This is a genomic window from Roseovarius sp. D22-M7 (genome assembly GCF_037083785.1).
Classification (GTDB): Bacteria; Pseudomonadota; Alphaproteobacteria; order Rhodobacterales; family Rhodobacteraceae; genus Roseovarius.
This window is the reverse complement of sequence record NZ_JBAPKY010000007.1, coordinates 92,646-113,622: the sequence shown is the minus strand read 5'-3', so window position 1 is coordinate 113,622 and position 20,977 is coordinate 92,646. Positions and strand designations below refer to the sequence as shown.

20 protein-coding genes are annotated in these 20,977 nt (G+C 64.5%); 9 read left to right on the top strand and 11 right to left on the bottom strand.

The features are described 5' to 3' along the window. Positions 1-386: 386 nt before the first annotated feature. From V8324_RS05295 to V8324_RS05280, 4 genes are all read left to right on the top strand, one after another. On the top strand, positions 387-1,589 hold the full coding sequence (locus V8324_RS05295) for a YcaO-like family protein (protein ID WP_336418878.1): 1,203 nt from the start codon (positions 387-389) through the stop codon (positions 1,587-1,589). Further along, complete coding sequence (locus tag V8324_RS05290) at positions 1,589-2,929, top strand: TfuA-like protein (RefSeq protein WP_336418877.1); 1,341 nt, start codon at positions 1,589-1,591, stop codon at positions 2,927-2,929. The genes V8324_RS05295 and V8324_RS05290 overlap by 1 nt, the downstream gene beginning before the upstream one ends. 42 nt (positions 2,930-2,971) lie before the next feature. Then, complete coding sequence (locus tag V8324_RS05285) at positions 2,972-4,273, top strand: hypothetical protein (RefSeq protein ID WP_336418876.1); 1,302 nt, start codon at positions 2,972-2,974, stop codon at positions 4,271-4,273. 73 nt (positions 4,274-4,346) lie between these two features. Beyond that, positions 4,347-4,919 (top strand): hypothetical protein, encoded by a 573-nt coding sequence (locus tag V8324_RS05280; protein WP_336418875.1) that lies wholly within the window; start codon positions 4,347-4,349, stop codon positions 4,917-4,919. Between the two features lie 75 nt (positions 4,920-4,994). Here V8324_RS05280 and V8324_RS05275 read toward each other — a convergent pair whose 3' ends face one another. From V8324_RS05275 to V8324_RS05260, 4 genes are all read right to left on the bottom strand, one after another. After that, positions 4,995-6,773: an adenylate/guanylate cyclase domain-containing protein gene (locus V8324_RS05275; protein ID WP_336418874.1), complete on the bottom strand. Its 1,779-nt coding sequence runs from the start codon at positions 6,771-6,773 to the stop codon at positions 4,995-4,997. Next, a complete protein-coding gene (locus V8324_RS05270; RefSeq protein ID WP_336418873.1) occupies positions 6,774-7,418 on the bottom strand; it encodes a GNAT family N-acetyltransferase in 645 nt (214 codons plus the stop codon). It abuts the gene before it with no gap. Positions 7,419-7,512: 94 nt separating this feature from the next. Next, positions 7,513-7,668: a hypothetical protein gene (locus V8324_RS05265; RefSeq protein WP_336418872.1), complete on the bottom strand. Its 156-nt coding sequence runs from the start codon at positions 7,666-7,668 to the stop codon at positions 7,513-7,515. Beyond that, positions 7,665-8,525: a sigma-70 family RNA polymerase sigma factor gene (locus V8324_RS05260; protein WP_336418871.1), complete on the bottom strand. Its 861-nt coding sequence runs from the start codon at positions 8,523-8,525 to the stop codon at positions 7,665-7,667. Before V8324_RS05260 ends, V8324_RS05265 begins: the two co-directional genes overlap by 4 nt. Positions 8,526-8,622: 97 nt before the next feature. Between V8324_RS05260 and V8324_RS05255 the strand changes: the two genes are divergently transcribed. The 5 genes from V8324_RS05255 (at position 8,623) to V8324_RS05235 (ending at position 13,564) form a co-directional block, all read left to right on the top strand. Beyond that, complete coding sequence (locus V8324_RS05255) at positions 8,623-9,207, top strand: MarR family winged helix-turn-helix transcriptional regulator (protein WP_336418870.1); 585 nt, start codon at positions 8,623-8,625, stop codon at positions 9,205-9,207. Beyond that, complete coding sequence (locus tag V8324_RS05250) at positions 9,204-10,382, top strand: P-loop NTPase (RefSeq protein WP_336418869.1); 1,179 nt, start codon at positions 9,204-9,206, stop codon at positions 10,380-10,382. Before V8324_RS05255 ends, V8324_RS05250 begins: the two co-directional genes overlap by 4 nt. Next, complete coding sequence (locus tag V8324_RS05245; RefSeq protein ID WP_336418868.1) at positions 10,375-11,604, top strand: DUF6522 family protein; 1,230 nt, start codon at positions 10,375-10,377, stop codon at positions 11,602-11,604. Before V8324_RS05250 ends, V8324_RS05245 begins: the two co-directional genes overlap by 8 nt. A gap of 93 nt (positions 11,605-11,697) precedes the next feature. Beyond that, positions 11,698-12,612 carry an MBL fold metallo-hydrolase gene (locus V8324_RS05240; protein ID WP_336418867.1) on the top strand — a complete coding sequence of 305 codons (915 nt, stop codon included), beginning with the start codon at positions 11,698-11,700 and terminating at the stop codon, positions 12,610-12,612. Positions 12,613-12,616: 4 nt separating this feature from the next. Beyond that, complete coding sequence (locus V8324_RS05235) at positions 12,617-13,564, top strand: MBL fold metallo-hydrolase (RefSeq protein WP_336418866.1); 948 nt, start codon at positions 12,617-12,619, stop codon at positions 13,562-13,564. 44 nt (positions 13,565-13,608) lie between these two features. On the opposite strand, the gene V8324_RS05230 is transcribed toward V8324_RS05235, so the two are convergent. The 7 genes from V8324_RS05230 to soxB form a co-directional block, all read right to left on the bottom strand. After that, positions 13,609-14,661: a YeeE/YedE family protein gene (locus tag V8324_RS05230; RefSeq protein WP_336418865.1), complete on the bottom strand. Its 1,053-nt coding sequence runs from the start codon at positions 14,659-14,661 to the stop codon at positions 13,609-13,611. 114 nt (positions 14,662-14,775) lie between these two features. Next, on the bottom strand, positions 14,776-15,204 hold the full coding sequence (locus tag V8324_RS05225) for a DUF302 domain-containing protein (protein WP_336418864.1): 429 nt from the start codon (positions 15,202-15,204) through the stop codon (positions 14,776-14,778). Between the two features lie 40 nt (positions 15,205-15,244). Further along, positions 15,245-16,513 (bottom strand): NAD(P)/FAD-dependent oxidoreductase, encoded by a 1,269-nt coding sequence (locus V8324_RS05220; RefSeq protein WP_336418863.1) that lies wholly within the window; start codon positions 16,511-16,513, stop codon positions 15,245-15,247. 30 nt (positions 16,514-16,543) lie between these two features. Beyond that, on the bottom strand, positions 16,544-17,245 hold the full coding sequence (locus tag V8324_RS05215; protein WP_336418862.1) for a c-type cytochrome: 702 nt from the start codon (positions 17,243-17,245) through the stop codon (positions 16,544-16,546). Positions 17,246-17,291: 46 nt separating this feature from the next. Beyond that, positions 17,292-17,954 carry a c-type cytochrome gene (locus tag V8324_RS05210; protein WP_336418861.1) on the bottom strand — a complete coding sequence of 221 codons (663 nt, stop codon included), beginning with the start codon at positions 17,952-17,954 and terminating at the stop codon, positions 17,292-17,294. After that, entirely contained in the window at positions 17,938-19,221 is a 1,284-nt protein-coding gene (soxC, locus tag V8324_RS05205; RefSeq protein WP_336418860.1) for a sulfite dehydrogenase, read from the bottom strand. Before soxC ends, V8324_RS05210 begins: the two co-directional genes overlap by 17 nt. A 26-nt stretch (positions 19,222-19,247) precedes the next feature. Next, the gene (gene soxB / locus V8324_RS05200; protein ID WP_336418859.1) at positions 19,248-20,945 is read right to left on the bottom strand and encodes a thiosulfohydrolase SoxB; all 1,698 of its coding nucleotides are present in this window, start codon (positions 20,943-20,945) and stop codon (positions 19,248-19,250) included. Positions 20,946-20,977: the final 32 nt, after the last annotated feature.

Here is a 20,977-nt window from a genome sequence, read left to right as displayed (position 1 = left end):
TTTGGTGGCCGCTCGCCTGTGGGCTTTGCCACCTCCGGGGTGGGTCATTTTTGGATGATCACACCGGGTCAGTTTTGAATGCACATTGACAGGCATAGGCCTATCGTTCCTTCCGGACGTTCCGGCAGGCTTGATCACCCGCCACGATACGCCGGCCTCTCAAAAACCGTCACCCAGGTTCACGCATAGCTCTGGCGACGTCCATCATCTGCGCGGCCAGCATCTTCTTCAGCTTCGCGTTCTCGGCCTCGAGCCCCTTAACACGGTTGAACCCCGGCCTTGTTGACCAGTGCTTGGAGATCGATCATCCTGAAAAACTAAACCATACTTCCCTGACCATTTGACCGTCGAAATTCGCAAGACAAGCCGAAAGCAAGATCATTCGCATGTCGGACGCATCCAGCAAGGGATATCTGCTCGATACGCATCGTCTGTGCGATCCCGCACGGACGATGGAGCGTGTCAGCCCGTATCTTTCACGGATGGGGATCACCCGAATTGCCAATCTGACCGGGCTGGATCGTATCGGTCTGCCAACTGTCATGGTGACACGACCGAACGCGCGTTCCGTCGCCGTGGCCCTGGGCAAAGGCCTGTCTCTGGAGGCGGCACGGGTTTCGGGCGTCATGGAGGCAATCGAGACATGGCATGCCGAGCGAATTACATTGCCTGTACGGCGGGAATGCTACGCGGAATTTCACTCCGAAGCGGCCGTCGCGGATGTGTCGCGCCTGCCGGAGGTGTCGGGGTCCCGCTTCGACCCCTATCGCCGGATTCTCTGGGTCGAGGGCAAGGATCTCGTGTCGGGCGCAGCGTGCTGGGCCCCTCTCGAAATGGTTGATACCGACTATACCGAGCCACCCCATGGCGGGCATGGAGCGTTTCCGCGAACCACGAACGGGCTTGCCTCGGGCAACGACACGGCCGAAGCCACCTGTCACGCAATCTGTGAATTGATCGAACGGGACGCGACGACGCTCTGGCACCACGGCCGGATGAACGCACGGATCGACCCGGCAAGTATCGACGACCAAAGGTGCCGCGAGGTGCTTGATCGGATGGTCGGCGCGGGTATCGATGTCGGAATTTGGGAGACGACCACGGATGTCGGGGTCGCCTGTTTTCATTGCGTGATCTGCGAAGCGGGCGGGGCGCCCGGCCATATCGGAATCGGTGACGGATGCCATACGGACCGCGCGATCGCCCTGTTGCGTGCCCTGAGCGAAGCGGCGCAGACCCGGCTGACCTATATTTCCGGTGCGCGTGACGATCTCGATCCATCGGAATTCACGGCGGATGCGGTGGCCACCAAGGGGCGATATGTGCGCGACCTGATCCACGGCTCGGACGCTTCGGGGCAATTCCCGGCCTGCCCGACGCGATGGAACGCGACCTTCGAAGACGACCTGGCCTGGTTGCTCGACCGCCTCTCCTCCGCGGGGCTGACGCAGGTGCTGAGCGTCGATCTGTCGCGCGCCGAGTTCGGGATTCCGGTGATCCGGGCGATCATCCCGGGGCTGGAGGCGCCGCATGACGACCCGGATTTCGTGGCCGGCCCCCGGGCCCGCGGCATGGAGGCGAAGACCTGATGAAACCCGTGGTTTTCGCCGGTCCGACGATAGGTGCCGCGGATGTCCGACAGGCCCTCGATGCCGAGGTGCTGCCGCCTGTTGCGCAAGGGGATGTCTATCGCGTCGCACGGCAGGGCCCGCCCGCCATCGGCATCATCGACGGGTATTTCGACGGTGTCCCGTCGGTCTGGCACAAGGAGATCCTCTGGGCGATCGAACAGGGCATCCCGGTCTTCGGCAGTGCCAGCATGGGCGCCTTGCGGGCTGCGGAACTTGGTGCCTTCGGCATGATCGGGTGCGGCAGGATCTTCGAGGCCTATCGCGACGGTGCGATTGCAGATGATGACGAGGTGGCGGTGCTTCACGGCCCTGCCGAGGTCGGCTTTGTCGCGTTGAGCGACCCGATGGTGTCCGTGCGCGCGACCGTCGAGCGCGCCAGGAAGGCAGGGATTCTGACGGATGACGCGGCCCGGCGCGTGAATTCGGTCGCAAAGTCCTTGCATTACCGCGACCGCACCTGGGACGAGATCATCGCCCGCATCCGGGACGAACCGGAGATGTCGGACTTTCTCGCGTGGCTTCCCGCCGGAAAGGTCGACGCCAAACGCGACGATGCCCGGACGATGCTGCTGCACATGGCGTCGTTCCTGAGCAGCGGCGCCGACAAGCCGCCAGGCCAAAGGGTCGAGCGCACGCTTGTCTGGCAAAGCCTGGTTCGGCGCATTGACGCGGAAAACGCTGTCGAGACATTCAGCCAAAACGGCGTGCTGGACGAGCTGCGTCTCGACCCGGACAGATATCAATCCGTGCGAGACCGGGCTGTGCTGCGCAGCCTTGCCCTCGAGGACGCGGAACGACGCGGCGTGCAGACGGGGCCCGACACGCTGCGCGCGATGATGGATCGCCACTGTCGCCGGCAGGGTTTGTCACGGCGCAAGGCCGTCCTGCGGTGGCTGGACGAAAATGATCTCGACACGCAAAGCTACGAGGCCTTTCTTCATGACGCGGCCCTTGTCGAGGAAACCGTCGCAACGCGGTCGGCGCGACTGGCGCCGCATTTTCTGGCGGAGTTGCGCTGGTCCGGGACGTATTCCGAACTGAAGGACCGCGCGAATGACAAGGCGCGGGTCATCGACGGGAAAGGCTGCGCGACCGCATCCCCGGAATCCCCGGACAGGCTGCGCATGCTGATCTGGTTCTTCGAAAGCCGCCTCGGTCTTCCGGTTCCGGATGATCTCGAGGCGTACGCGGTGCTGATCGGCCTCGCCACCCGGGACGAACTCTTCGACCTTGTCGCGCGCGAATTCATGTATGCTTCCGGGATTGATGAACCACTGGCAGCCCGAAACCCGGACTAGCGCATGGCGGTGGCAACCGCGCCGGCACCAATGGAGGGGCAGATGCATTATCCAGATTACGGGGCGGAAGACGAGGCGCCGGGCACGCGCTTCCTTCTGTTTCCGCAGTCCCCGTTCCTTGACGCGTCCGCGGAGCTGGAACTGGTGGAAATCTCGGCCCCGCCGGGCACGATCGGCCCGGGCCCGTCCGGGCCGCGCATGTACACCGTCGATCCGGTCGGCAAGACCACGCCTTACGGTGCCATCGTTCCGGGGCCGAACGGGCCGGGCATGTACCTGCCGCCATGGAACGGGTTCATCAACCCGCCGCCCGTTCCGGATGAACACGGCAATTTCATCCACATCGCGCCGTCCGACCCGGAATTCGAGGCCGCGCATCTTTTCGGCTCGGCGCATTTCACGATGGATGTCTGGGAAGGCTATTTCGGGCGGCCAATCCCCTGGCATTTCGACGCCACCTTCGACAGGTTGGAGCTGTCCCTGCTGCCAAGCCTCGACAACGCGCATATCGGCTGGGGGTTTCTCGAAACCGGCGGCACCCACGAGCATGGCGACGAATACCGCCCCTACAGCCTGAATTTCGATGTCGTAGCGCACGAGATCGGGCACGCCATCATCTACAGCATCATCGGCCTGCCGTCGGACGAAAACGCATCGGGCGAATATTACGGCTTTCACGAATCCGCCGCCGACATGGTGGCGCTTCTTGCATCGCTTCATTTCGGATCCGTGGTCGAGGCGTTGCTCGAAAACACAAGCGGGAACCTCTACACGTTCAACCGGCTGAACCGGTTTGCCGAACTGGCGGGCAACGCGCAGATCCGGATGGCGGCCAATGACAAACTGCTTTCCCAATTCGCGCGCGGCTGGACCAGCGAACACGATCTATCCGAGCCGCTGACCGGCGCGATGTTCGACATCCTGATCGACGTCTTTCACGAGCGCCTTCTGGCGCGCGGATTGATCACGCCCGAGATCGAGGATCTCTCCGACCAACTCGAGGGCACGCCGGACTACAGCGACGTCATGCAAGCCCTTTTCGACGAACGCTATGCGCGCAACCCCGACGGGTTCCGGATCGCCCTGCTGGAGGCGCGCGATCTGATGGGCTCTTACCTCGCGGAGGCATGGGAGATGCTGGAACCGGATGACCTGAGTTATTCGCATGTCGAAGAGGCGCTGCTGGCGGTCGACCGCGAGATTTCCGGGGGCGCCTTCCAGCGGATCATCGCGGGGAATTTCCGCATGCGCGATATCGGGCTTGCCCAAGTGGGGCCGCGCCTTGCCGACCCCGACGGCGACAGCCATGCGGCGTCGGTGCGCACGCGGGCTCCAAACCTTTAGGGCTGCAAATATCTTTGTCGAAACGCGACGTTTGTGGCATCGTGACGAAAGTTAATTTCAAAGCGAGGTCATCATGACAGAGTCATTGCTGAGTTTTTCGGAAGTGTTGCTGTTTGGAAGGGTCCTCGACGATCTGACCTACGTGCCGAAGCAGAGATCGTCAAAAGGAAACAACAAGCTCTTGCAGGCACAGTTCGAGGAGGAGGACGAGAAGGCGCGTAGGGAAAAACCACAACTCGCCAAGATCTACGGCTTCGCCTATGAAGGCACCTATTACGACCTGCCCGGGCCGGTCATCTTTCTTGTCCACGGCGACGGGCAAAGCGCCACCGATGACAATCACCCGGGGAACCTGGCATCGCGGGCGCCGAACGATCCGGACAAGAGCGGGGTCGGTGCAGCAGATTTCCAGATCGCGAACGACATCAGGTTCTGGAACTACGATAAGGCCGACCAGACCATGCGCATGGACGTGATGACCGGCATGCTCGAGCAGGTTCTGCTCGATATCTATTTCGGCTTTGACAGCCCGGCCATCAGCGGCGCCAAGGTCAGCGGTGCGAAGGTAAGCGGCGCCAAGGTCAGCGGTGCGAAGGTAAGCGGCGCGAAGGTCAGCGGCGCCAAGGCGCGCGGCTCGGGTGACTGAACAGGCCCTGACATTCCGGGGGCGCGGGACTTCCCAAGCCCGCGCGTAACGTCCGCGCGAGATGCGCCGCTGCGATCAGAACCCGGCCTTTTTCAGCCCGTCGAGGAAATGGCGCGTATCCTCTTCAAGGCGGTCGGGGATAACCTTTTTCCACCGGTCGATCGAGAAGTCCGGATGCACTGCGCGATGCTTCTCGGCAATGCTGCGCGCCAGATCGATCTGACCGAGCTGCGCATAGCTTGCCGCCATCATCCGCTGCCCTTCGGTCGGGTTGTTCATCTGGCCCACCACGTCGATCACGGCGTCGTATTGCTTGAGGTTGTAGTAGGCACCGCCAAGATGCCACAGGTATTGATCCGGAAAGAACGGATTGAGCCGCATGGCGCGCTGGAGATGGCTGATCGCTTCTTCGTTATATCCTGAATGCGCCAAGGCATCCGCATAATCAGACAGCAGGTCGGCATCGTTCGGGTTGAGGGTCAGCGCGCGCTTGTACGATCCGATGGCCGCGTCATGCTCTTTCCGGTAAAGATGCACGAAACCCAGCTCGCCGAAAGCGCGCGCATCGGTCGGATCGAGGTCGGCGGCCCTTCGGGCGTAGGCCAGCGCCGTATCGAGCGCCGTGTCGCCGTCCTCGTTCCATGAATAGCGCCAGTCGATGTTGAGGGTTCGCGACAGTGCGGCAGAGGCGCGTGCATAGTTTCCGTCAAGCGAAAGCGCCTGCTCATAGAGCATGCGGGCGTATTGATTGTCCTGGCGCGTGTACTTGAAAATCAGCTGCTGTGCGCGCAGCACGAAGCCGTAGGCCGCAAGGTCCGACGGGATGGAGGCGCTGAACCGACGGCGTTCCTCGGCTTCGACCAGTACCGCGGAGGCCGCGACGATGGACTCGGTTATCTCGTCCTGGACGTCGAAGATGTCCTCGTGATCGCGATCAAAGGTCTCGCCCCAGATCGTTCGTGACGAATCCGTATCGATCAGTTCGACCTTGATCCGCAGCTTTGTCTTGGCGCGCTGAACGCTGCCGCGCACCACGTAGCGCACACCAAGTTTCGTCGCCGCTTCGGTCGGCGGAAGGTTCTGCGACTTGAAGACGAAGCTGGTATTGCGGGCGATGACGAAGAGGTTCTTGAATCGCGACAGCGCGAGGATGATGTCTTCCGTCAGCCCGTCCGCGAACCAGCTACCCGTCTCGTCGGTGTCCCGGGCGGCGAAGGGCAGAACCGCGATGGATGGCATGTCGGGCCGCCGGTATTCCATCGAGGGCGAGGTCGGGCGCATCGTGGCCGCCATCGTGGCACCCTCGACCTCGTTGCGGATGCAGAAGATCGGGATCGGATCCGCGATGTTTTTCAGCGTCTGCGGCCCCAGGAACTCGTAGCCGAGGCGCAGTTTGTTGCGAACCTGCTCGTAGACGCTGGAACTGACGAAAACCCGGCCCGGCTCGGCTATTTCCTGCAGGCGCGCGGCGATGTTGACGATGTCACCGTGGATGCCGCGGTCGTCCAGCAGGAATTCCCCGAGATGTATCCCGACGCGAAAACTGATCCGTTGATCCATGGGCAGTGACAGGTTTCTGCTGTCGGTGATGCGGTGCAATTCAACCCCGAATCGGACCGCATCGGTCGCCGTGTCGAATCGGGCGAGGATTCCGTCTCCCTTCACATCCACGAAATGGCCGTCATGGTCGATGCACGCCGCCTCGAGCTGTTCAAGCAACGAGCGCAGCGCCTTGTACGTGTCGATCTCGTTGCGGCCCATAAGCCGTGAGTATCCGACCACGTCGGCAAACAGGACGGCCCCTAGCCTTTGCTTGAAAGAGGGTTCATTCCCGTTCACGGTCTCGGCTTTCATTCAGCGAAGTCTGGTCTTTCTTGGCGGCCACGTCCAGCTTGACGTTGTCGCATCGCCAAAAGCAATCACTGTTTCGGAACCAAGCTCGTCTGCCAGGGCGTCCCGACGGGTCATCCATTCATCCGCAAGGATCCCGACGACGACCATGTCGTGATACGTGCCGTCAGCGAACCACGCCTGGCGCATCGTGCCCTCGATCACGAACCCGGCCTGCGCGGTCACATCCCGGCTGCCGGCATTGTCGGCGCGATAGTAGGACGTGACGCGATTCAGGCCAAGCTGACGGATTGCGAAATCCAGCATCAGCGTTGTCGCGCGGATGCCGATGCCTGTTCTGCGAACCGATTGATCCACGTAAAGCGCGACGACGGCATCGCGGTTGATGTAGGAAATGCGCTCGAGCCCGACGATGCCGATAACCTCCGAGGCCTCGGACGTGATGGAGAACCAGCACTTTTCGCCGGCATCAGCCGCATTTCCGGAGATGTTCCAGAGCCGCTCACACGTGGGAAGATCATACGGGACGCGCGCGCTTCTATCGAAGACCGCGAGATCCCCTGCGTCCTGAAACCATCGTGCAACGAAAACCAGATCGGCCTTTTCCAGCGGCCTGAGCGAATATGATTTGGCGGTATTGTCAGCCATGCGACCAAAACCTTTCCGTGAAAATCAGATGTGAAAACGTAGCACAAGACAGTATGCAACTTAAAAAGGGCATCGCCAACGGCTGAAATGATTATCAAGCAAGCGGAGAGGCCGGCATCTCCGGAAGTCGGTCGGCCGCCTTTGCGACGAGATCGACAAGCGTGTCCGGGCCGTCCTCACCCGCCCGAACGACGGCGACCACCACCAGATCAGCCACGGTCAAACCAATCGCCGGGACATGATCGATCACACGAAACACTCCGGCACGAATTCACGGTCTCGCAGCGCCTTGCGCAACCTTTCCAGCCCGCGTTCGCGCAACTGGCGCACACGTTCTCTTGAAATGCCGTACCGTTCGCCCAACTCCGCCAATGTCGCGGGCGGATCATGGAGTTGCGTCGCAAGGACGATCTCGCGTTCGCGGTCCGGCAGATCGGCCAGCGTTTCTACCAGAACACCGCGCAGCACATCCACATCGATGGGACTGACGCGGTCGGGCGCATCGCTGCTCGCAGGGTCGGGTAGCAGCGACACGCTTTCATCGCCATCCGGCCCGGACGGGCGGATGTTCAGGGAATAATCACTGACCGCAAGCTGCGCGCGCAGGTCCAGAAGCCGCGCGGCGCTGACATCGAGCTCCTCGGCGATGCGCCGCTCGGCCTCGACGGCATCGATCCCGGGGTCGCCCGACATTTCGGCATCCAGACGCGACAGGTGCGCGGCTGCCTTGCGGATCTGCGGCGAGTTGGGGCGGCGCACGATGGACATGTTGGCGCGCCTGTAGGCCTGGATCTCGGCGCGGATCCACCACACGGCATAGGTCGCGAAGCGGTTGCCGAGCGCCGGATCGAACCGGTTCGCCGCTTTCATCAGCCCGATATTGGCCTGCTGCACGAGATCGGGATCGGCCTCGCCCGATCCACCGGAGAAGCGCGCGGCACTTGCCACGGCCAGGGGCGCGAAGGCGCGGATGATCTGATCGAGCGCGCCTTGATCGCCCCGATCCTGCCATGCCCGCAAGAGATCGCATTCGGCCTGCGCGGACAGCAGTCCCGCCCTGCCCCTGCGCTGCGCCCCGGTCGTCCAGTTCATCACGGGTTTGTTCATGGCATCGCCCCATCTAATTTCGTTTCGAAACTAAATCGAATGTCGGCCGCTTGTCAAAGTGATTTCGATTCCATATCTCTCGCCCATGATTGATGGATTGGGACCAGCTCGCCGGATCGCCGAATTGCTGGTGCATCTCGGACGGGCCGCACGCAACGAAGACACCCGGTCTCGGCTGACCGCGGCGCAATGGACCTGCCTGCGCTTCTTCGCCAGCGCCAATGGCAGCACGCGCACGCCCTCGGGGTTTGCGCAGTTCCAGGCGACGACGCGGGGCACCGCCTCGCAGACCATCAAGACGCTGGAACGCCGCGGCTTGATCGCACGGCACAAGTCGGCGACCGACGGGCGCAGCGTGCGTTTCGATCTGACGCCGGATGGTCAGGCCATGCTGGCCGAGGACCCGCTGCGCGACCTTGTCGCCAGTATCGGTGACCTGGCACCCGATCAGCGCGCCAATCTGCTCGAGGCCCTGTCGCACCTGACCGTTTCGCTGGCGGGCGCCCGGCAGACACGGGCCTTCGGGACCTGCAGCGACTGCACGCATTTCACACCGACGAACGGCAGCGGCTATTGCGCCTGCATGGCCGTCGCCCTTGCCGCGGACGAGATAGACAGGCTTTGCGCAAGCTATGACGGCCCCGTGCGCGAACCCCACATGAAAGAAGGACACACCGAATGACAGAACGTGATCCGGGCGGCAGCCAAGGCACGCCCCGCATGATCGCAATCAGCAGCGGCAAGGGCGGGGTGGGCAAATCCACCGTCACCGCCAATATCGCCGTCGCCATGGCCGAGGCCGGGTTGGCGGTCGGCGTCGTCGATGCCGATGTCTACGGCCCCTCGATCCCCGGCATGCTGGGGATCGGGACCGGCGAAAAACCCGGCATGTCCCCCGACGGCAAGGTCATTCCCGCGCAGGCGCATGGCGTCAGGGTGATCTCGATGGCGATGCTCAGCGCGGATGATGCGCCGGCGATCCTGCGCGGGCCGATGGTCACGAAATACCTTCAGATGTTCGTCAGCCAAGTGGATTGGGGCGGGCTCGACGTCCTGTTGCTCGATCTGCCGCCCGGCACCGGCGACATCCAGCTGACGCTTGCCCAAAGCTTTCCGTTGTCGGGCGCGGTGATCGTCAGCACCCCGCAGGATGTCAGCCTGAAGATAGCGCGGCGCGGCCTGCGCATGATGGAGCAGGTCAACGTCCCCGTGCTTGGTGTCATCGAGAACATGAGCGGGTTCACCTGCCCTTCCTGCGGGACGGTGACGGATATCTTCCATCAGGGCGGGGGCGAGGCGATCGCCCGCGATCTCGGCGTGGCCTTCCTGGGCCGCGTGCCGCTCGATCCCGCGGTCGTCGATAGTGGCGATGACGGGACACCGCTGGTCAAGGTCGCGCCCGACAGCCCGGCCGCCACCGCCTATCGCCGGATCGCCACGGCCCTGTCGAGTGGGGCAGAGGCCGCAGTCGGAATCGCCACGCCGTTCGCCTGGACCGTCGACACCGGCGAGGGCAAACCCGCAGGCGCGCCGGCGGCCGGGGATGGCCCGCCCGAACGCCTCGTATCGATCGACCACGATGGCACGGCGTTGATCCTCGGCTGGGCGGACGGCCTGGTCAGCCGCCTTGCGCCCCGCGACCTGCGGCTCGACTGCCGCTGCGCGAAGTGTCGCGACGAGGTCAGCGGAAAACCCCTTCTTGACCCCGAAAGCGTGCCTCTCGACATACGCCCGACACGGATCTGGAGCGTGGGGAACTACGCGCTCGGCATCGCGTTCAGCGACGGCCACGACACCGGGATCTACACCTTCAAGGCCTTGCGCGGCATGCAGGACGTGGAGGTCGAGGATGTCTGAAGCATCCCCCAAACGCCGCATCCGCGCGCAGGCCTCGGCCCGTGACACCGCCGTGATGGGCTTCGTGCTCGACGACGCCCTCGTCCCCGGCCGGTCCGCGCGCTTTGATGCGCCCGGCGAGGCCGCGTTGCCGCGCGCGCTGTTCGATCTGACCGGTGTCACCCGGGTCGAGGTATCCGGCGCCACGATCTGGGTGCGGAAGGACGCCACCGCGGACTGGGCGGCGCTGAAGCCAGCGATCGCCGCGGCGATCCGGCAGGTGCTGGACACCACCGACGCCCCGCTCGGGCCCCAAGAGGCCGAGGACAATCCCGACACCGCGCTGCTGCAACAGGTCGAGGCGCTTCTGAACACGCAGGTCAACCCGGCGGTCGCCGCGCATGGCGGGCATATCGCGGTGGAAAAGGTCGAAGCTGGCACGGTGCATCTGCGCATGTCCGGCGGCTGTCAGGGCTGTGCAGCCTCTGCCGCCACGCTGCGCGACGGGGTGGAACGGATGCTGCGCGCCGCCCTGCCGCAGATCCGCGACATCGAGGACGTGACCGATCACGGCGCTGGCGACGCGCCCTATTACACCCGCGAGGACGGGCCGTCACCGATGCTCAACCGACCCGTGCCCCCCGGTGTCATAGATTGGCAGGATGGGCAGCTGATGGTCGATCCCGACTACCTGGCGCCGCGCCTTGGCCTGACACCCGAGACGCTGCACGAGGGGCTGCAAAGCGGTGATGTCGTCGGCGTCACCGAAACCGGCCAGGGCGAGGATGAAGGCAAGACCCGGATCGTGCTGCGCAGCGCGACCCGCGCCTGGGCGGCCGAAGTGCGGGCCGATGGCAGTGCGCGCGAGATCCCGCCGCCCCGGTCCAGCGAGGTCGCGGCAGACAAGGAACAGGACCTCGCCACACGCGTGCGCACCCATCTCGAGGCGCTCGACCCGGAGAAGACGCCGATCACCTACGGTGCGCTCGCGCGGGCGCTCGGGCTGTGGCTGCCCGGATCCGTGCGGCGCGTCACCCGCGCGCTGGAGATCACCATGCGCGAGGACGCCGCCGCCGATCGCCCGTTCATCGCGGCCCGCGCGGTCAGCCGCGGCGGCGACGGGCTGCCGGGCCCGGGCTTCTTCGATCTGGCACAGCACCTGTCGCGCGGGCCGGACCCGGACGAAAGCAAGCGTGATTTCCACGCGCGCGAGCTTTCGCGCCTGACCCGTATGCCCGCCTGACCCGCCGCCGGCCGATGTACCAACCCCCTTGAACTTGTCCCCGGAATTCCGCATCGTATTCACGAATGCGAATTTCAAGGGGAGGACGGGGACATGTCACTGAACAGACGCCACGTGATGGCGGCCATAGGGGCGGGTGCCGTGGTCGGCTGGGCCGGCACCGGGTGGAGTGCCACGGAAATGACGCTTGGCACGGCGCGGCTGACCACGCTCAGCGACGGGCACCTGACGCTGCCGCGCGATTTCCTGCTGGGCGATCTCGACCCCGAAAAGGCCGATCCGATCCTCGCCAAGCACGGCATCACCGGTGACATGATCCGGCCGCCCTGCAACCTGACGCTTTACCGCGACGGCACGCATACCGTGCTTTTCGACGCGGGCGCCGGATCCACCTTCATGCCGAGCGCCGGCGATCTTCGCGGCGCGCTCGACACGGCGGGCGTCGCGGCGGGCGACATCACCCACGTGCTGTTCACCCATGCGCATCCCGATCACCTGTGGGGGGTGCTCGACGATTTCGACGAGCTGCGCTTCGCGAACGCCACTCACATGATCGGACAGGCCGAGTGGGACTACTGGACCGACCCCGACACGGTGGACACGATCGGCGAAGAGCGCGCGAGCTTCGCCGTCGGCGCGGCGCGCCGGCTGGCCGCGATCGAGGATATCGTGGAACATATCGGCGACGGGCAAGAGGTGCTGCCCGGCATCATGGCGCATGCATCCTTCGGGCACACGCCCGGGCACATGAGCTTCGAGATCCGGCAAGGGTCGGAGGCGGTGATGGTAGTGGGCGACGCGATCGGCAATGGCCATCTTGCCCTGGTGCGTCCGGACTGGCCGAGCGGCGCGGATCAGGATCCCGAGACCGGGATCGCCACGCGGCTGCGACTGCTAGACCACCTCGCCACCGAGGGGATGCCGTTGGTGGGATTTCACCTGCCAGATGGCGGCCTCGGGCGCATCGAGCGCGCCGACGGCGCCTACCGCTTCGTGACGGAGGTCTGAGATCATGCGCGCTATTCTGACAGCGGCCACCATCCTTGCCGCCGGCACCGCCGCCGCGAACGAGGACATCGCCGACCAGTATCCCGAGTCGCTGCTCTACGCGCACCCGGTGGAGTTCATTCCCGGCGTCTGGTCCGCGATCGGCGCCACGGCCCCCCCGACCTATGAAAACGCCGGTCACAACAACAATCTCAGCTTCATCGTCACCGGTGAGGGCGTGGTCGTGATCAATGGCGGCGCGTCCTACGGGCTCGCCCGTGCCCTGCACGACGAGATCCGCACGATCACCGATCAGCCCGTGACCCATGTCTTCAACGAGAACGGCCAGGGCCACGCCATGCTCGGCAATTCCTACTGGGTCGAGCAAGACGTGCCGATCATCGCCCATGAAGACGTTCTGGCAGAGATCGAACACGATGGTGGCATGTCGCTCGAGGCCGCCCGGCGCGTCACCCGCGAGCGGGCCGATGGCACCGAGGTGGTTCCGCCGACCGAGACCTTCAGCGACGACTACGTGCTCGAGATGGGCAATTACCGGATCGAGGCCCGGTATCTCGGCCCGGCGCACAGCCCCGGCGACATCGTCATCTGGCTGCCAGAGCAAAGCCTCGTGGTCTCGGGCGACATGGCCTTCCACGAGCGGATGCTGCCGATCTTCCCCGAGACCATCACCCGCGACTGGCTCGAGACATGGGATACCGAGTTCGAGGCCCTCGGCGCGACCTACGTGATCCCCGGCCACGGCCACCCGACCAACATGGATCAGGTCCGGCGCTACACGAAGGGGTATCTGGAATACCTGCGGGGCAAGATCCGCACGCATATCGACGATGGCGGCGACCTGGCCGATGCCTATTACGTGGACCAGTCGCCCTACGCCCATCTCGATACGTTCGAGGAACTTGCGACGAAGAACGCCGGTCGGGTCTTCGAGCAGATGGAATGGGAGTGACACACACCACACAACCCGTGGGCCCGCCCCCGGATCCTGTCGGCTCAGCTCGTGGCCGGGCGCGACGCGACGCCCGATATCAAAAGATGCGTGGCCATCGCGCCCATCCACATCGCCCCCACCGCGACCCAGGCCGTCAGCGCAAGGATGGCGCCGCCCGACATGCCGGCGCCGACGGCGCAGCCGCCCGCCAGCATGCTGCCGAAGCCCATCAGCGCCGCCCCCAGCAGGTAGCTTTCCATCGGCGTGTCGGGGCCGAAGCGTTGAAGACGCCATTCCCGCGTCAGCAGCGCCATGATCCCCGCGCCCACGAACACCCCCGGGACAAGGCCCACGCCGAACCCCAGAGGCAAGCGCGTGGAATTCACCAGCCCCATGAGCGTATCGGTGGACGGGCCGGTAAAGGTCACCGAGGAAATCGGAATGATCTCGAACGAGGTCTGTGAAATCGAGTAGGTCGCCAGCCAGCCAAGCCCCACGGCCCCCCCGACGCCGGCCGCGGCGATGATGTGGCCGGGCCGCACTCGTCGCACGCGCGCCAGGGTGATGCCCGCGATCAGGACCAGCCCGGCGAGCGCCGCCGCCACTGCCGATGTCAGCCCCAGATGGGAAAGCAGATCGCGCGCCGCGCCGCCGGGCACGAGCCACAGCGCCGCCAGCCCCTCGCGCGCGGGGGCGAGGACGCCGCGCAGCGCAGATTGCGCCACGACCGTCAGCACCAGCCCGGTGACCAGCGCCCGCAGATTGCCGGTCGCCGACAGGACCAGAAGCCGGCTTGCACAGCCGCGCGCAAGGATCATGCCGGCCCCGAACATCAGCCCGCCGATGATGGCCCCGGACAGGCTGCCTGTGGCCGCCAGTTGTCGCGATTGCGAGACGTCCAGAACCCCGACCGTGATCGCGCCCTGCACCATCAGGACCGCGGCCGCGAACGCCACGATCCAGATCGACAACCGCGGCCCCAGTCCCCCTTCGGCGACCTCGACCGCCGCCGAACGCAGGCAAAAGCGGGAATGCTGCGCCGCAGCCCCGAACACCATCCCGACCAGCGCCCCGGCCATGGCCAGAACCGCCGCATCGCCATATGCATCGATCATCGAAGAGAGCATCGGGATGATTTCAGACCTGTCCTGAAAGAAGGGCGGCCGGGGGTGCCGCCCCGGCACCGCCTTGCCTCGGCCGGGCCGACATGGCGGCCCGGTCGGGCCGTGTCACTCGATCGCCTCCTGCGCGATCCCGTCGAGCAGGGCCTGCACTTTCTGCATCTCGCCTTCGGGGTAGGTGCGGTAGCCGACCATCACCTCGTCCTCGCGCTCGGCCACGAAGATGCCATAGGGACAATGCCCGATATTCATCGGGTTCTCTTCCATCACCTCGCGAGACACCGTCGCCGAACAGAAGACAAAGATGTCGGCCGCCTCGAACAGCTTGACGTCACTGCCCACATCCTCGCGCGTGCGGTTGAGCATGTCGCCGACATGGCTGGTGAAATCGATCACCAGCCCGCGATCGAGGATGGCGCTTTCGACGGCGAAGGCGGCGTCGCCGAACGTGCCCTCGAACGGGTAGGTCACCACCTGCTGCGCCGCCACGGGGGCTGCTGCAAGACCGAGTATTCCGGCCATTATCATTCTTTTCATCTGCTTTCCTCCTTTTCAAAGGCTGACGGTCATGCGCCGATCAGCTGAACATGTCCGTGGTGATGCCCGAATACCATCCGATCGATTCCTCGTAGGTCGCCTTGCGCGTCGCCGGATCCTCGCCGGTCTGCGAGATGAATCCGTCGACCTTGGCGATCTTCTCGTCGGTGGCCTCGTAGGTGGCGCCCACCTTGACGCCATCCTCCTCGGCGATGAGCGACCAGCAGGTATTGGTGAATTTCGCCGGGAACACCTTTGAATCCGTCAGCGCGCCGCGCACCGCCATGGCGCAGACCTTGGCCTGGCTGTTGGCGGCGAAACCGGATTTGGGCATGTCGCCCTGTGCCGCGGCATCGCCGAGGACATGGATATCCGGGTCGATCGTCGAGGACATGTCGCCGGCATTGACAGGGGCCCAGTTGCCATCGGTCACGCCTGCCATCTCGGCGATGCGGCCGGCCTTCTGGGCGGGGATCACGTTGCAGACATCGACGTTTTCCACCATCCCGTCGATATCGATCGTCATAGCCTCGGGGTCGACGCTGGTGTTTTCGCCGCCGAAATCCGGGCCGATCCGCTCTATCATCCCGGAATAGTGGCGCTGCCAGCCTTCCTCGAACAGAGCTTGCTTGGAGAATTTCGCCTTGGGATCGACGACCAGGATCTTGGCGGTCGGGTTCCTTTCCTTGAGGACATGCGCCACCATCGACACCCGCTCGTAGGGGCCCGGGGGACAACGATAGGGATTGGGTGGGGCGACCATCGCGAAGCGCCCGCCCTCGGGCATCGCCATGATCTGCGCCTTGAGAAGTTCGCTTTGCGATCCGGCCTTGTAGGCGTGCGGCATGCGGTTCTGCGCCGCCAGCGACCAGCCGGGCACCGCATCCTCGACGAAATCGATGCCGGGGCTGAGGATCAGCTTGTCATAGGGCATCACGTCACCGCCGGCGAGCCGGACGGTCCTGGCGTCGCGGTCCACATCGATGGCCCAGTCATGCACGACGTTGATCCCGTATTTCGCGGCCAGCGTGCCGTAGCTGTGGCTGATATCGTCGAGATCGGTGAACCCGCCGATATAGAGGTTGGAGAAATAGCAGGTGTAATAGCTGCGCGACGGCTCGACCAGCGTCACGTCGATGGCACCGTCGCTGTCCTTGGCGATGTAGCGCGCCGCGGTGGCTCCGCCCGAGCCGCCGCCGATCACCACCACGCGGGGCCGGCTTGCGCCTTGGGCCAGCACCGCGGGCGCCGAAAGCGATGCCGCCGCCACCGTTCCGGCGGCGATGAATTTGCGTCTGTTCAAGGTCATGGTCTCTCCTCCCGTTGAAAGGCCCCGGTTTCAGTCGGGGTCCCTGAAATAGGCCGCAAGCGCCGCGATCTCCTCGTTCGACAGGCGCCCAGCCATCATCTGCATCACCGGATGGGGACGCAGTTTCTCCTTGTAGGCATGCATTGCGACCACGAAATCGCGCTCTGGCCAACGGGTGATCGACGGGATGCCGTCGGCGGTGCCATCGGCCCTGTGGCAGCTGACGCATTCGCTACTCAGGTATTCACCATACTCCGGATCGCCCTGGATCGCGAGGATCTCGGGATCGACCGAATGATCGGTGCCGATCGCCGTCGGCGCGGCCTCGGGAATGTTCGCGGGGTTGGCGGAGAAGCGCCGCAGATACGCCAGAAGATCGGCGCGCGCGCCGGCGTCTTCCAGTCCGGGATAGCTCATCCGGGTCTTCGAGACGAGTGCGCGGGGATTCTCGATATAGGCGTCCAGCGTTTCCAGCGTCCAAGTCAGGCCATCGACGCCCGCCCGCTGCATCGAGTCCGAATAGGGATAATCCTCGTGCGCCGCGGCGCGCCGGCCGAAGATCCCGTTCAGGTGGGGGCCGATCGCGTCCTCGGCGCCCTTGCCGATCTGGTGACAGCCGACGCAGTCATTGAAATGCTGTTCGCCGGCATCGGCATCGCCGATCAGGTCCGCGCGGGCCGGTCCTGACGCCGCCGCCGCGGATGACAGGGCAAGAAGGATTGCCGCCCGCATCATGCCGACCCGTGTCGGTGAGATCCGGAAGGGCACGGGCACCCGTCTAGTCCGACCCCGAGTCCGCATCGCCCTCGTCCCCGGGGGTCACGTCCAGCACGGCGGCGCGCATGGTGATCTCGACCTCGTCCTTGCAATTCTCCATGCAGGGGTCTCGCCGCCAGTCCGGGTATTCCGTCTCGGCCCGGTCATCGACGATGAACCCGTCGGCATTGGGCATCTCGACCTCGGTGAAATTCTCGTGGCTCAGCGTGAAATCATCATCCACGATATTGTTCGAGTAGAGGATATAGGCGGTGATCGCATAGACCTCGTCGGCGCTCAGGCTCTGGGCATAGCCGTAGGGCATAGAACGGTTGACGTAATCCCACACGGTCGAGAGATACGGCCAATACGACCCGACCGTCTTGACCGGATCGGCGCGGTCCAGCGTGCCATGGCCGCCCGCGAGGCTCGGCCAGTTGCCGACCCCCTCGGCGAAATCACCGTGGCATGAGGCGCAGTATGTCCCGAACACCTCGTCACCGGTCCAGACATCGCCCGAGCCCTCGGGCAGACCGCGGCCATCGGGCATGATCTTGACGTCCCACGCGGCGATCTCCTCGGGCAAGGCGGGACGGCCGAGGCCGTACTCTTCCGCTGTGGCCGCGCCGGCCGTCACGCCTGCCGCCAACGCCGCGATCAGCGCGATCTCAGGATACTTCGACATTCTCTGCCTCCCCGCCCGGCTGTACCCACCATGTCTGAATACAGTTGTTGTGATAGATCGAATTCTCGCCGCGCACCTCGCGCAATTGCGCCTTGGTGGGCTGGACATAGCCCGTCTCGTCCACCGCGCGGGCCTGCAGAAGCATCTCTTCGCCGTCCCACGTGGTGTCGAGATAGAACCGGGTCAGCGCCTTCGCTTCGGGGTCACGGGCCAGACGCGCGGTCTGCCACGACTTGCCGCCATCCTTGGAGACATCGACGCGGGTGATCGCCCCATGCCCCGACCATGCAAGGCCAGAGATGACCAGCGGCCCCGGCCCGTGGGTGATCGGTGCCTGCGGGCTGGGCGAGGTGATGATCGATTTGGCGTCCATCACCCAGGTCCATTTGCGGCTCGTGCCATCGGCCAGCGTGTCGGTGTATTTCGAGGTTTCCTCGCGGCTTTCGACGGCGGCATCGGTCACCTCGATGCGGCGCAGCCACTTGACCCAGAGGTTGCCCTCCCAGCCCGGCACCACGAGACGCGCGGGATAGCCATGTTCCTTGCGCAGGGCCTCGCCATTGGCCTTGAACGCCACCAGAACATCATCCAGCGCCTTTTCCATCGGGATCGAGCGGCCGTTCGACGACGCATCCGCGCCCTCGACAAAGATCCACTTGTCGGACAGATCGCCCGCCGCGCCGAGACCGGCCTCTTCCAGCAGGGTGCGCAGGGTCACGCCGGTATATTCCATGTTGTGGATCATCCCATGCGTGAACTGCGCGCCGTTCAGTTGCGCACCCGCCCATTCCATGCCGGTATTGGCGGCGCATTCGCAGAAATACACGTGGTTCTCGCGCGGGAAGCGTTCGAGATCGGCATAGGTGAAGACCAGCGGCCGGTCCACCAGCCCGTTGATCATCAGCCGGTAATCCTCCTTGCGCAGTTCTATCGCGCCGGAATGGTGCCGCTCGAACGCGCAGCCCTGCGGGGTGATCGTGCCGTCAAGCGCGTGCACGGGGGTGAAGTTGATGGAACTGGTCAGATCGGCGGTCAACCACTCCACCGTGCGCCGCACGACGTCGGATTCGTACTTGATCGGCATGCCGTAGGGCGCCGCATCCACCGGGTCGCCCCAGCCCTGCGCCCATGGCTGCACCTCGGTGATCAGCGGGTCAGGCGCGCCGGCGCGCGCCGCCCCCGCCGTCACGGCCCCGGCCGCGGCAGCCACGCTACCGCGCAGAAACGCGCGGCGTGAGGCCGGTTTCCCCTTGAAAAGCTCGGACATCGGATATGTCTCCTTTCGACAATCTCTTACGCGCCGACAACATCGACGCTGTCATTCGGGCTGACACGAACGGTGCCCTGTTTGCGGATGTGATCCTCGACCACATCCCATATCTGCGGGCCTTCGGTGCCCTCGTTGACCGAGGCCCATCCGGCGACCACATAACTCTTCGATGGATCGATCGCCTCGCCGCTCTTCAGCAGGGTCAGGTCGCTGATCCGGCTGCCCTGAGGCTGGTTGATGTCGATCCGGTATGCCAGACCGCCGGTGCGCACCATGTCGCCGCCCTGCTGGTAGTAGGGATCGGGATTGAAGATGTTGTCGGCCACGTCTTCGAGGATGACCTTGATGAAATCGCCGGTCATCTCGGACCGGTACGCCTCGCCATAGGTCATCGAGGTGACGTTGAAGATATCCTCGCGGGTGATGTCCTGACCGGGGATCAGGCTGGGCCCCCACCGCACGCCGGGCGACATGGCGATATCGGCGTCGCGTTCCGAGATCAGCGCATCGCAGATGAGATCGTCCCATGTGCCGTTGAAATTGCCGCGCCGGTAAAGCAGGCTGTCGGTCTGGCCGATCACCTCTTCCAGATCCGCCTTGAACGGCGCGCGCTGCGCGTCGATCAGCGTCGTGATCTCGGGCTTGGGCGCGATCACGTCGGAAAAGATCGGGATCAGCTTGTGCCGGAACCCCATCATTCGCCCGTCGCGCACGTCGAGATCCACGCGGCTGACGAATTTGCCATTGCTGCCGCTGGCGATCAGGATCGTCTCGCCCACCAGCACCGGCTCCGGCAGCGCGTCATGGGTATGCCCGGTCAGGATCACGTCGATGCCGGTCACGGTGCCCGCCATCTTCTTGTCGACGTCAAAGCCGTTATGGCTGAGGCAGACAACCAGTTCGGCCCCCTGTCCGCGCACCTCGTCGACCATCGCCTGCATGTTCTGGTCGCGGATGCCGAAACTGTATTCGGGGAACATCCAGCCGGGATTGGCGATCGGCATGTAGGGGAAGGCTTGCCCGATCACCGCGATCTTGACGCCGCCGCGCTCGAAGAACTGGTAGGGCGGGAACATCTCGGCCGGCTCGTCCCATGTGGCATCGAAAATGTTCTGGCCGAGTGCTGCAAAGGGCAGACCCTCGACAATCTCGTGAACCCGGTCGGATCCGAGCGTGAACTCCCAATGAAAGGTCATCGCGTCGGGCTTGAGCGCGTTCATGACATTGACCATGTCCTGGCCTTGCGTCTGGTAGCAGGTGTAGGAGCCGTGCCACGTATCGCCGCCATCCAGCAGCAGCGCGTCGGGCCGGTCGGCGCGCATCGCGTCGATCAAGGTCGCCACGCGGTCCAGTCCGCCGACCTTGCCATAGGCTTGCGCGAGCGCGCTGAAATCGCCCGAACTCAGCGCATAATGCGACGGGCTGCCATCGTCGATCCCGTAGAGCTTGCGGAAATCGGCGCCGGTGACATGCGGCACCTCGCCCTTGTTGGGGCCCACGCCGATATTGACCGACGGCTCGCGGAAATAGATCGGCTTGAGCTGCGCGTGAATGTCGGTGATGTGAATGAGGCTGACATTGCCGAACGTGTCGAATTGCAGCAACTGATCCTGGCTGAGCGCCTGCTGCGCGGCAAGTTTCGACCAGTTGCCAAAGGACGACGCCCCCAGGATGGCCGACGCGGCCATGCTCGTTTGAAGAAAATCCCGACGCGAGATCATGTCTGACCTTTCCGGTTCCATCCGCATCACAT